Genomic DNA, 11821 nt, shown 5'->3' with positions numbered 1-11821 from the left:
AGTTGTCAGTAGCAAAGAAAAATTACAAAGTTAATCAGGGAAATTGACTAATGGAGGTGCTGCGGGTTCAACAGTTTTCCAACCGCTGTCAATGCCGTTTTCTATTTTTAGGGCATATTCGGAAGCTGCTTGGTTAGGGGCTGGGCTGGGTGTTTGACTCGCAGCTTTGCTTAACCACTGCTGATAGTTGCTAGGTGATTCCACAACGACCTTGGCTCGCATAGTGGCAAAGTATGTACCGCTATACTGAGAGTCAGTCAAATCATAAGTACCGGAGCGAATGGGGGTAAATTCAAAGTCGAGGTCGTTACCAGGAATAATGTCTTGTTTGAGGCGGAAAGCGGGGATATAAAAGCCGTGAAGTACATCTTCCGAATGGAGATTTAGACGGATACGGCTACCCTGAGGTAAATGCAATTCTGTACTGGTAACATTGCTTTGGGGATAATGAAACACCCAAGCCCACTGTTTAGCTAATACATCAATGTGTTCTAAATCCTCACCTGCTGAAACTGCTGAAACTTCACCCAGTGCAGCATCAGCGGTTTCTGTCTTCATCGGATTATGTAAATGGATCTGATGAGAAGGTCCCTGGATGCCCATTTCTTCGTAAACTTGGTAACTATAACCCGCAATCCATAACACCAACATAATTGGGATTGCCGTCCAAACTACTTCTAAAGTAACGTTACCTTCAATATGCGGACCATCGCCTAAATCATTGGCTTTCGCCCGATGGAAACAAATAGAATAGAAAAGAGTAGCAGTTACTCCCAGGAAAATCAAAGATCCTAATGTTACCAAAAAGCTAAATAAATCATCAATTAGATGAGATTCAGCAGCCCCTTGGGGAGGAAGCCAAGAATAAGCCTGTTTACCAATCCATAGACTAGAAAGAGTTACCGCAACTGCCCCAGTAACTATGGTCAAAAAGTTCAGAAATTGCCGAATTTTCATAATGGTCAGTTGTTAGTTGTCAGTAGTCAGTAGTCAGTGGTCGGTCGTTAGCTAAGAATTTTTACCGATTACCAATTACTAATCACCCATTACCGATTACCAAATATTTGATTGATGTCTTTTCCGGCTCTTAGTAATTTATCGGCTGTATTGTGAACACCAAAATCTGCTGCCAAGTGCGCTCCTAATGTGCCGTGAAAATACATTAGTAACATAATAATTACACCGACAACCAAGTAAGAAATTTGAACTTCTCTCTCTTCGTATTTGCCAATAACGTAACGTTGCCAACCTCTCCAAAAGGTCATACCGACAATCATCGCTAATAGCAATACGCCGCCCACACCATGCCACATCATTGTCGGCATTGCCAGCATTCCCCAAGGACTTTTGATATCTGCTGGTGGGGCTGCCAACAACATTTCATAAAAACCTGCACCAACCGTGAAAAATGTAATCACAGCCGCAGCAAAAATGTTGTACCAGCCCACATCAAATAATTGAGAACGTTCAACCTTAATTCCCAAAAACTTGAACAACCATTTTTCCACAGGAAAAAATACACCTAAAAGATCAAAGATAATGGCAATGATAAATAAACCTAATGTGAGATGTACCAAATTAGGATGAATCGGAATGGCATAAGGTAAACCATTTGCACCCATTTGGTGACTAATTTGGTCTAATAATTCTGAATTCATGGCAAGATTCCATCCTTTACCGCTTCCACAACAGGTACAGTATGTAAGCCATACACCCATACAAGTTCATCACCAAGATATACTTGAAACCCAACCAGCACTGTTAATAAAACTGCCACAGCTATGTAATGAAATGGAAGTTTTTTTGAGTTACGACTTCGCAACACATAACGCCAAGCTGTAATTGCAGCAATAATACCCGAAAGTGACCAACCGATAAGAGTATGAACATTTAATACTGATTTAGCCAGTTCGTAGGGTTTCGCTAAACCAGCTTCAAATTGACCAAAAATAATCGCCACAAAAATAGCTACTGTGGCAATACACATATTCCACCAACTCACCTCAAATAAGGTAGTTTTCCCAGTTAAATACCCAGCGACATCACAAAAAACAGAAAATAGAACCATCGCAATTACAAAGTGAACCACGATAGGATGTAAGGGATCTGGATATGGTAAATTATGCTCATTCAATGAAGTGAAAAAATCCAGCATTAAATTCTCCTAGACTTACTACTCCTTAGCCAAACTTGAATAATTGCTAGATACTCACTAACATCAATAAATTATTTGATAAATCTGCTGTGAGTTCGCTGCAATGTATAACCAAATAGCCAATTACTTTTGGTCAAGTTATTTCCTCATCGTGACAACAGCAATTATGGATGTAGCTAAACTAAATCACTGTTAGAGGTTGAATTTACTAGATGTAAATTTTTATGAATTGTCCAAAAAACTAAAAGCAGAACTTCTAGAATTAATGAGAGAGACAACAACAGATTTTGATCTTGGCTCTATTACAATATTTTTAAATCAAAACCAAATATTTTTATGTTTATTGATGTACAATTACAAATTATCACTTTGTAATTTAAAAGACCGAAATATATAGTTTTTACAGTAGGTATGATCTGGGTTGAATAAGATTTCAAGAATAATTAAACGCAGATTAACGCAGACAAAGAAAGATGATTCTGTGCAATATTCTCTCTCTGCGCCTCTGCGCCTCTGCGTGAGACAAAATGCAATTCACTGATCCAAAAATCGCCGTCAACTGATATTTGTATTTATACTAACCTAAATCCGTTCTATAAAACTTACCCAAAATTACCAAAGTCTAGACACATCTGGACAGCGATAATCTTAGTGTTTATTTCCTGCTTCATCGCGGTCTTAGAATGACTTCCAATCTTGTTTGCCCGCTCCACAGACAATCTCGGTAGAACTTACCGTTTCTGACCGTAGTTCCTAAAAAGAACCGCTACGCTACAGGGATAAAAATATCCACAAACCATCGGTCAATATTCTTAGCTGCGTTGAGGTCACGATCCTCTGTATGTCCACAATCAGGACAAACATAAACGCGGCTTTTTAATGGCATTTTATGACGATGATTACCGCAGTTAGAGCATATTTGCGAACTAGGAAAGAATCTATCTACAAGGATTAATTCACTGCCAAACTTCTCAGTTTTGTACTCTAATTGCCTTTGAAATTCATACATCCCACAATCTGCAATTGCACCTGCTAATTTGTGGTTCTTCAAAAATGCCTTAATGTGCAAATCTTCTATCTTAATTATGCTGTGGTTTTTAGCTAGATAGTAGGTTAATTTGTGAATAGAATCCTTGCGAATATTAGAAACTTTGGCGTGTAATTTAGCCAATTTTCTCACAGCTTTTTTACGATTATTAGACCCCTTGACCTTCTGGGTAACGCTACGCTGTAAACGTTTCATGCGTTTACTCATCCGGCGGTAGGCTTTGGGGTTTTTGAATATTTCACCATTACTGCAAACTGCTAACTCCTTTATTCCTACGTCAACGCCAATGGTCGGTCTGTCTGCAAGTATAGGAGGTTTTTCAACTTCGTATTTAACAGAAATAAACCATTTATCAGCCTGTCTAGAAATCACGCAATTATGAGTTACTGTAATCGGTAAAGGTTCTGCTAAACCTACCCAGCCAATTGACGGTAATTTAATTCTTTTACCATCGTTTTTAATTAACGGTTTCGCCTTAGTCCCTGACTCTAAATAAAAAGAATCGTGCTGTCCTTTTCTCTTGAATCGGGGTTGTTTCGATGTTTTGGAAAAACACCTATCCCATGCTTGGCGTAAGTCAGTTAACGCCTTTTGTGGGACATTTTTGTTAACTTCGTAATACCAAGCGTGTTCAGATTTAACCTCGGCGACTAACTTTTTATGCAAGTCAATCGCTGATGGTCAGAGGGAACAGGGAACGGGCAACAGGGAACAGGAAAAACTCATGTTTAAAAACATGAGATTGAAATAATGACACTGTTTTTTTCGTGCTACGCATCTTTTAAAAACATCCTTTTTTTGACTGAGCTTTAAACTCAGCAAATGAGTGTTTCTTATTTGCTCCCAGTTAAGAGTTCCCAGTTAAGAGTTCCCTTCTTTTGTAATTTAAGTTTTTCGCCTTCTTTGCGAGTAGCTAAAATATCTATGATTTGAGCATTTGCCCAGTTGTAAGCGTGTCTAGCGACTCCAGAAGCCTTGCGAAAAGCTGTAATCTGTCCGTTATTTGGAATTAGTGCAGTTTTGAATGATAAAAGCATTGATTCGACCTTCAATGTTGTGCTATGATATCTAGTATATCAGACATATTAAGATTTGGCAATGCCTCGGATTAAATTTAAACCACAAAATCAAGTAGCCTCCGATAAATCACCCTTGCAATTTAAGGTTTTACCTGGAGTCAGGGAAAAAATTAAAACCGTCCCTGACACAGCAGCAACGGTTGAGGGATTTTGTTGATCAACTTATTGAAGACTCGGACAAACAGTAATATATGGATAGTTATGGGTAGAAATTATCAAGCTGTTTCTACCCCCAAATCCCTAATTAGCCTTGATAGGGATTATCCAGTCTATCTACAGAAACATTAACAGATAATGGTAGCCGACCGGGATTTAAGCGGGGTTCAGCCGCATAACCTACAGGTACTAAAACAGCAATACCTGTATCTGGGTCATTTTCTGCACCAATTATAGCTTTGACCTGGGTTGAGTCGAGGGGGGATATTATTCCCCGCCCCTCTCAGTTAGATCCGGACGTGCCACTTTCACGGCATCCGGCTCCCGATGTTCTTAGCTTTCGCTTTTGCTCATGTGAATGTAATCGTGGCAGCTTTCGTGAATTGCTAGAAGGTTTTTAGTTTTCCAGTTTTGGTGGTTTCCATCTATATGATGTAAATGTACCTTCTCGTCACTGAGCATTTTTAACCCACAATGACCACATTTATGGCTTTGCCGTTTGAGGGCTTTAGAGGTGTTATTGTCATATAACTTACTATTGCGTTCGCTCCAGTAGGTTAAATCTCCATCGTAGGGTGATTTCTCACCTTTGACATTGATGTGTTTGTTTTCGGAGTAAGGAACTGTTGGGAATGCTTTCTTTATTAGCTCTTGGCTATTATGGCGATTCTGCTTAGTTTCCTTGTTAAATACCTTGAATGCTCTGTGATTGATGTGCCATAAGGAAAACTTCGACCCATCCATCTTGCAGAAGCGGTGGTAATTCCTCCAACCTCTGACTACAGGGGCTAATTTCTCAGCCTTTGTGGTAGCACCATAATTCGAGTTGTTGACGATGAATTTTACTTTCTTGCGGAAAGCTTTGAAGTTGTCCACTGAGGGAGTACATCTAAACTTTCCGTTTTTCTGGACTTTAAAATGCCAGCCCAGGAAATCAAATCCATCTGTCGCGGCGGTTAGCTTTGTCTTTTTCTCACTGACTTTCATTCCCCGCTCTGCTAGGAACTGACTGATTTTGTCAAGTATTTCTGTGGCATCGTCTTGAGGTCGGAGTATTATCACCATGTCATCCGCGTAACGGATTGTTGGCTCGACAATATCTCCATTTGAGGTCTTGTCTGTAATTCTGTAGCTAGATATACGGTGATATCTATGAATACTTTCAATCCCATTTAAGGCGATGTTAGCTAACAGTGGACTTACCACTCCTCCTTGGGGTGTTCCTTGTTCAGAAAACTCTGGATTGACTCCGGCTTTGAGACATCGGAATATTCCCTGTCTTATACTATAAGGAGCGATGAGTCTATCCATTATGGCGGTGTGGTTTATCCGGTCAAAGCATTTTTCAATATCGAGTTCTATAACTCGTTTATCTATTCCATTAGCTTTAGAGTTTAAGTTGTTGTACAGGTATCTCTGGGCATCATGTGCCGAGCGTCCCGTCCTAAAACCGTAGCTCCTAGCGTGGAAGGTTGCCTCATGTGCTGGTTCTAGTGCGTATTTGACAAGGCATTGATATGCCCTATCTGCAATAGTGGGGACTTTGAGAATCCGGGTTTTTCCGTCCTTTTTGGGGATGGGTATTTCACGTAATCCCTGGTGTTTCCAGTCGTTACCTTCGGTTCTAAGTTTTTCACTTAGTTCAAACCTTTGCTCGAATGAGAGCGCGGTTTTGCCGTCTATTCCCGCTGTCTTTTTCCCAGCATTTAGCTGTGTTACTTGACGGATAGCCAGTAATCTCGCTGCGGTTGATTTCAGAATCAGCTTTTGTAGGGACTTAGCTTTGCGCTTGTCGCCAACTTGAACAGCTTTGTACACGCGTTTTTGTAGGCGGAATAAGTTACGACGGAATTGCTTCCAAGGTAACGTTTTCCAGGATTCACTAGAGTTTTCTCTGTGTCTAATCATGCTCTGCTCCAATCTGTGTATTCTGAACACCTCCGACCAATTACGGTCTGTCCTACCCGAACTGAAGGAATTCCGCTGCTCGTCCAGCCTACTTATAGGGTTCGACCGCCCTTAGACCTTCAATCCGTTTTTATTCGTTCCCTCGGCTAGATTGTTAGTTCCGTTAGGTGTAGCCACTTCAACCACTGGATTCCCTAGACTCTTACCGCTATTGAAGAACGATGCGGCGGGAATTAGCTCCAGTAAAGTCAGGTGTTGTTGTTGTGTCCTGCTTTGGACTAGGTTGCTTTTTTAGGCTCTGTTTCACCGTAGGAACTCCCCGTTAACGCCAAGTGTCATCTCACAACAGATGTCTGATTGCGTCCTGTTCCCAGCTTCGACCTCCCGATACCGAGTCGGGTCATCGTGGGCAGATAGGGAGTCATACCTGAGTCTGGTAGATGGGACTTACACCCATATCAGACCGAGAGTTCAACCTTTTTTTCCATGATTGGATTGGGTTGGTTAGCTTATGTACGGACTGATTACCGTGATTCAGCTAACAACGAATCGCACTTCCTCAATCCAACCATTCATAAAGCAGGTGGATAAACCCAAACTTTCCGCTGCTAACACTAAATTTGTAGCAGCTATCATGGCATCTTTAATGGCGTATTCCCGGCGCTTGTCTCCTAAACTAGCCTGAAATTGCGGAATCGCACCTCTAAAATAATTAACTGTTCCCTCATTCCAAGCCCCAGTGGCTGCACCTTGCTCTAAAATGGGTGTTAAATCTTTTCCTCCCGCAGCAGCGTCAGCCGCGAAAACAAAGGTAACAGGTGCTTGAATAATTTGCTGTTGCTTCCAAGAAGCCGCACATAGTGCTTCTTTTTGGGCTTGGTCCTGCACTAAAACTATTCTCCACGATTGGACGTTAAAACTACTGGGTGCAGCTACGGTTAATTCTACCAGTTGCTTAAGTAGTTCTGGGGAGATGGGATCTTGTTTAAAGGTTTTGATGGAACGACGTTGTACTATGGCAGTAGGTACGTCTAATGCTTTGATTTGGGTATTTGAAGTCACGGTATTTTCCTCTGTTTTATCCTATGCGCTTAGGGTAACGCTTTTTTGTACGCATTTCAATTGATGGACTGTCAAGCAATCACCTGAATTTCATCAAGTTGATTAATCACTACATCTGCACCTCGAACATTATCTGCCCTAGCAATCCAAGTAATCCCAATACAGCCGGCAGCCTTAGCATGACGCGCCATTTGCATATCACCTATAGAATCACCTACCATTAAAGTTGCCGCTGGTGATACTCCCAAGGCTTGGCAAGCTTCTAAAAACAGCGTCGGATCTGGTTTACTCGGACCATCATCAACTCCCTTTTCCAGTTGCAAATAATCGCTTAATTGGTGAGTAGTGACAAATTTTTTGACCTCTTGAGTCGTTGCTGCTGACAGGATTCCTAATTTTAAACCCGCTACTGACAAAGACTTTAATATCTCTAAACTACCCACAAATAAAGGTGAAGGAGTTTTACCAACATATTGTTCAGCTTCTTCTAAAGCTTGACGGGCGATTTTTAAGGATTCAAACCATCCCCTGCCAGTTTCGGCAATGTAAGCTGCTGCTGCAACTTCTGTTTCTCTACGACTCGCTACTGATATTAAACCTGCTGGATCTAAGAAATTGCCATTAATCCCAAAAGCCATTAATAAAGGTTCGCCAATTCCAGGAATTTGTGCGTCTATCATCCGTGCCGCTTTTTGTCCTAATGTTCTTAAATATGACTCAGAATCTTCTAAAGTACCGTTTTTATCAAATAAAATTGCTTCAATATTAGAAAACGCAATGTTTTTACATTTAATAGTTGCCAAAATATCTCACCCCATTCATAATTAATTGCGAATTTTAGATTGTAAATAAAAAAAAAGAGGGGTTTCCCTCTTCATAATATACTTTAACAATCTGAGTTGTAATCACTGACAATTATCAATCTATGATTCAATAGCTGCGGGGATCTCTTCTTCAATCTCTGTGGCTGGGGGAATTTCTTCCTCAACTACAGTTTCCATAGGTGCAACTTCTTCAGCTACGGCTTCCACATCTGTAGCTTCCACAGGTGTAGTAATGCCTTGCTGTTTGGCAAGCAATTGTTCCCGATACTTAGCTGCCATTTCTTCGGCCTTATCGTAAACCAAATCACGGTTTTTGATCATGTCACCAGGTTCGGGTTCTAACTGTTTAGTAGACAGTGAAATCCGTCCCCTTTCTGCATCCAAGTCAATGATCATTACTTTCACTTCATCATTGACATTGAACACACTATGAGGAGTATCAATATGCTCGTGGGAAATCTCAGAAATATGTAGCAGTCCGCTCACGCCACCAATATCAATGAAAGCACCGTAAGGTTTGATACCGCGAACAGTACCAATAACCACTTCGCCAACTTCCAAACGGTTCATCTTCCGCTCAACCAGCGCTCGACGATGGGAGAGAACTAAGCGGTTACGCTCTTCATCTACTTCTAAGAATTTCAAAGGCAGTTCTTCGCCTACCAAATCTTCCTTGGGTTTGCGAGTGCTAATATGAGAACCGGGGATAAAGCCGCGCAGTCCTTCAATTCGCACTAATGCACCACCACGGTTGGTTGCGAAAACGCCAGAACGGACAGTAGCATCTTCTGCTTGTAACTGCCGAACCCGCTCCCAAGCCCGCATATACTCAATCCGACGAATTGAAAGGGTGAGCTGACCATCTTCATTTTCATCGGTAAGGATGAAAAATTCCCGTGTTTCGTTTGATTGTAAGACTTCTTCCGGGGCATCGACCCGGTTAATAGACATTTCTTGTATGGGTATATATGCTGCGGTTTTCGCACCTATGTCAATCAGAGCGCCGCGCGGCTCTATACTGAAAACTGTACCCGGTACGACATCTCCAGGGCTGAAGTGATAGTCGTATTTATCAAGTAGAGCAGCGAAATCTTCGTGGGTAAATCCAATTTCTGTAGCGGTTAAGTTCTGATTGACCATGCTAATGTGTTCCTGGGTCTAGTCTCCGTAAAGGTTTTGTCATAAATTCAGTTTATATGTAAGTAGTGGGAGGACAATTTCCACTTACATTGCTGTCTTATCCTAGCTTAGAATAGCTAGTCTTAACACATATCAACTTCCAGACATAAAATTATATCATATATGGCGGTGAATAGGGAATAGGTGACAGGTGACAGGTGACAGGTGACAGGGAATAGGGAACAGGGAATAGGGAATAGGGGACAGGGAATAGGGAACAGGGAATAGGGAATATCTGAGTTTTAATACCTAAACCAAAATATCCGCTGCTACTTATGATAGTAACAACGGATATTGTTAGTATATATTCCCTAATGAATTGGGAATAAGTAACCTATTTCTCTTTTTTCTCAAACCGGGGGGGTTCGCGGAAGGCGATCGCAAAAAAGAGTACACCTATTGCTAGGGTTAAAATCAAGATGTAAGCAACACTTTCCATATTTTTCAGATCCTGTCTGTTGAGCCAGTAATTTTAGTTTAACAAACCACAGAAAAAGCATGAAGTAGAAAAATCTACTTCACACCTCATCCAAGTTTTAAGCTTCCTTTCTCCGGCGAGTTGTCTTGTCACCCAGCTTCTGGAACAGACCCCATTCAACTTGTTCTTCTTCAATTTCCACACCGGCAAATACATCACGGTAGATTGTCCGTGAACCGTGCCACAAGTGACCAAAGAAGAATAATAGAGCAAATACAGCATGACCAAAGGTAAACCAACCTCTAGGAGATGTGCGGAATACACCGTCAGAGTTCAAGGTTTCTTTGTCAAATTCAAATATTTCTCCACCTTGAGCTTTGCGGGCGTACTTCTTCACATCAGCGGGATCTGTAAAGGTTTGACCATTCAGGTTCCCACCGTAGAAGCTGACTTTTACGCCAGTTTGTTCAAAGCTGTATCTAGATTCTGCGCGACGGAAGGGGATGTCAGCACGGATAACGCCATCTTTATCAGTCAAAATGACTGGGAAGGTTTCAAAGAAGTTAGGTAGACGACGAACTGTTAATTCCCGTCCTTCGGCATCTGTGAACACAGCGTGACCTTGCCAAGATTCAGCAATACCATCACCTTTCACCATTGCCCCTGTACGGAATAGACCACCTTTTGCGGGGCTATTACCAACATAATCGTAGAAAGCCAGTTTTTCAGGAATCTGCGACCAAGCTTCGGTCAAAGAAGCACCTTCGGCAACGCTTGTTTGCACACGACGCTGAATTTCTTGGCGGAAGTAGTCTTGATCCCATTGGTAGCGGGTAGGACCAAACAGTTCGATGGGGGTAGCAGCGTTACCGTACCACATAGTTCCGGCTACTACGAAAGCAGCGAAGAATACAGCAGCGATACTGCTGGAAAGTACGGTTTCAATATTACCCATCCGTAGGGCTTTGTAGAGCCTTTCAGGAGGTCTAACTGTGAGGTGGAATAAACCTGCAACAATACCGACGATACCAGCCGCAATGTGGTGAGCGACTATACCACCTGGATTATAGGGGTTAAATCCAGCCGGACCCCATTCAGGGGCTACTGGCTGAATACTGCCCGTCAGTCCATAGGCATCAGATACCCACATTCCTGGACCAAATAGTCCAGTCTGGTGGAACGCACCAAAACCAAAACAAAGTAAACCGGATAAGAACAGGTGAATACCAAACATTTTTGGCAAGTCTAGTGCAGGTTCACCGGTGCGAGGATCTCTAAAGAGTTCCAAATCCCAGAAAACCCAGTGCCAAACAGCAGCCAAGAATAATAAACCAGAAAGAACGATGTGAGCAGCAGCAACGCCTTCAAATGACCAGAAACCGGGGTCTACTGCTGTGCCACCAGTTACACTCCAACCGCCCCAAGATTCGGTTACGCCTAAACGTGCCATGAAGGGAAGTACGAACATCCCTTGTCGCCACATGGGGTTGAGAACTGGATCACTAGGGTTATAAACGGCTAGTTCGTACAGTGCCATTGAACCTGCCCAGCCAGCTACTAAAGCTGTGTGCATTAAGTGTACAGAAATTAGCCGACCTGGATCGTTGAGAACGACTGTATGTACTCGATACCAAGGTAGTCCCATTGACTAACAAGCCTCCTGGATAGTTATGTTTACAAAGCAATTTTCTTACTGAGGTTCTGCATGACGGAAAGCGTCAATTAGAACAATCTCTGAGTTTTTTTATTGCTGATTTTGAGTTTGGCAATACTGACGCACTACCATAGTTTGAGTTCTTTTGTCAAGAACTGGCTGTTTGAGTGTTTGGGTAATTGCTAAACAAAAATGAGAATATTTTAAAAAGTGTAACTATTGATGGAACGCTTTGCAAGCGTTTCTATTGCTGGAGTTACGTAGCTTGTGGCTTAAATATCGCTATCAGTCCCCAGAAATGCTGGTTATAACCTGATCTATTGGGAAGGCTGAAGTTT

Annotated in this window: 11 protein-coding genes and 2 pseudogenes; 1 reads left to right on the top strand and 12 read right to left on the bottom strand. The window is 41.9% G+C overall.

All coding sequences use genetic code 11. From position 1 onward, the window contains the following. Nucleotides 1-30: 30 nt before the first annotated feature. From AA650_RS08770 to AA650_RS08750, 5 genes are all read right to left on the bottom strand, one after another. Nucleotides 31-957, bottom strand: a complete 927-nt coding sequence (locus tag AA650_RS08770) for a cytochrome c oxidase subunit II (protein ID WP_053538717.1) — start codon at nucleotides 955-957, stop codon at nucleotides 31-33. 89 nt (nucleotides 958-1046) lie between these two features. Beyond that, on the bottom strand, nucleotides 1047-1658 hold the full coding sequence (locus AA650_RS08765) for a DUF2231 domain-containing protein (protein WP_039199347.1): 612 nt from the start codon (nucleotides 1656-1658) through the stop codon (nucleotides 1047-1049). Next, on the bottom strand, nucleotides 1655-2155 hold the full coding sequence (locus AA650_RS08760; RefSeq protein WP_027401298.1) for a DUF2231 domain-containing protein: 501 nt from the start codon (nucleotides 2153-2155) through the stop codon (nucleotides 1655-1657). Before AA650_RS08760 ends, AA650_RS08765 begins: the two co-directional genes overlap by 4 nt. Nucleotides 2156-2921: 766 nt before the next feature. After that, nucleotides 2922-3869, bottom strand: coding sequence for an RNA-guided endonuclease InsQ/TnpB family protein (locus AA650_RS08755; protein ID WP_233455357.1), 948 nt, complete (start codon nucleotides 3867-3869; stop codon nucleotides 2922-2924). 167 nt (nucleotides 3870-4036) lie between these two features. After that, nucleotides 4037-4240: a helix-turn-helix domain-containing protein gene (locus AA650_RS08750; RefSeq protein ID WP_053538716.1), complete on the bottom strand. Its 204-nt coding sequence runs from the start codon at nucleotides 4238-4240 to the stop codon at nucleotides 4037-4039. Nucleotides 4241-4301: 61 nt separating this feature from the next. On the opposite strand from AA650_RS08750, the gene AA650_RS27735 reads away from it, so the two are divergent. Continuing rightward, complete coding sequence (locus tag AA650_RS27735) at nucleotides 4302-4439, top strand: hypothetical protein (RefSeq protein WP_168465765.1); 138 nt, start codon at nucleotides 4302-4304, stop codon at nucleotides 4437-4439. Nucleotides 4440-4526: 87 nt separating this feature from the next. Here AA650_RS27735 and AA650_RS28660 read toward each other — a convergent pair. The 7 genes and pseudogenes from AA650_RS28660 to psbB form a co-directional block, all read right to left on the bottom strand. Then, nucleotides 4527-4685: pseudogene (locus tag AA650_RS28660) on the bottom strand (nitroreductase family protein); the annotation flags it as partial. Between the two features lie 86 nt (nucleotides 4686-4771). Continuing rightward, nucleotides 4772-6346 carry a group II intron reverse transcriptase/maturase gene (locus AA650_RS08745; RefSeq protein ID WP_053538715.1) on the bottom strand — a complete coding sequence of 525 codons (1575 nt, stop codon included), beginning with the start codon at nucleotides 6344-6346 and terminating at the stop codon, nucleotides 4772-4774. A gap of 555 nt (nucleotides 6347-6901) precedes the next feature. Beyond that, nucleotides 6902-7408, bottom strand: a pseudogene (locus tag AA650_RS08740) (nitroreductase family protein); the annotation flags it as partial. A 71-nt stretch (nucleotides 7409-7479) separates the two neighbouring features. Continuing rightward, on the bottom strand, nucleotides 7480-8211 hold the full coding sequence (locus tag AA650_RS08735; protein ID WP_053538714.1) for an HAD family hydrolase: 732 nt from the start codon (nucleotides 8209-8211) through the stop codon (nucleotides 7480-7482). 120 nt (nucleotides 8212-8331) lie between these two features. Continuing rightward, nucleotides 8332-9372 (bottom strand): 30S ribosomal protein S1, encoded by a 1041-nt coding sequence (locus tag AA650_RS08730; protein ID WP_053538713.1) that lies wholly within the window; start codon nucleotides 9370-9372, stop codon nucleotides 8332-8334. A 373-nt stretch (nucleotides 9373-9745) separates the two neighbouring features. After that, nucleotides 9746-9850: a photosystem II reaction center protein T gene (locus AA650_RS08725; RefSeq protein ID WP_027401293.1), complete on the bottom strand. Its 105-nt coding sequence runs from the start codon at nucleotides 9848-9850 to the stop codon at nucleotides 9746-9748. A gap of 97 nt (nucleotides 9851-9947) precedes the next feature. After that, on the bottom strand, nucleotides 9948-11474 hold the full coding sequence (gene psbB, locus AA650_RS08720; RefSeq protein ID WP_053538712.1) for a photosystem II chlorophyll-binding protein CP47: 1527 nt from the start codon (nucleotides 11472-11474) through the stop codon (nucleotides 9948-9950). Nucleotides 11475-11821 lie beyond the last annotated feature (347 nt).

The sequence above is a fragment of the Anabaena sp. WA102 genome (assembly GCF_001277295.1).
Taxonomy (GTDB): domain Bacteria; phylum Cyanobacteriota; class Cyanobacteriia; order Cyanobacteriales; family Nostocaceae; genus Dolichospermum; species Dolichospermum heterosporum.
Note: the sequence above shows the minus strand (reverse complement) of the source record. Positions and strands in the feature narration are given on the sequence as shown.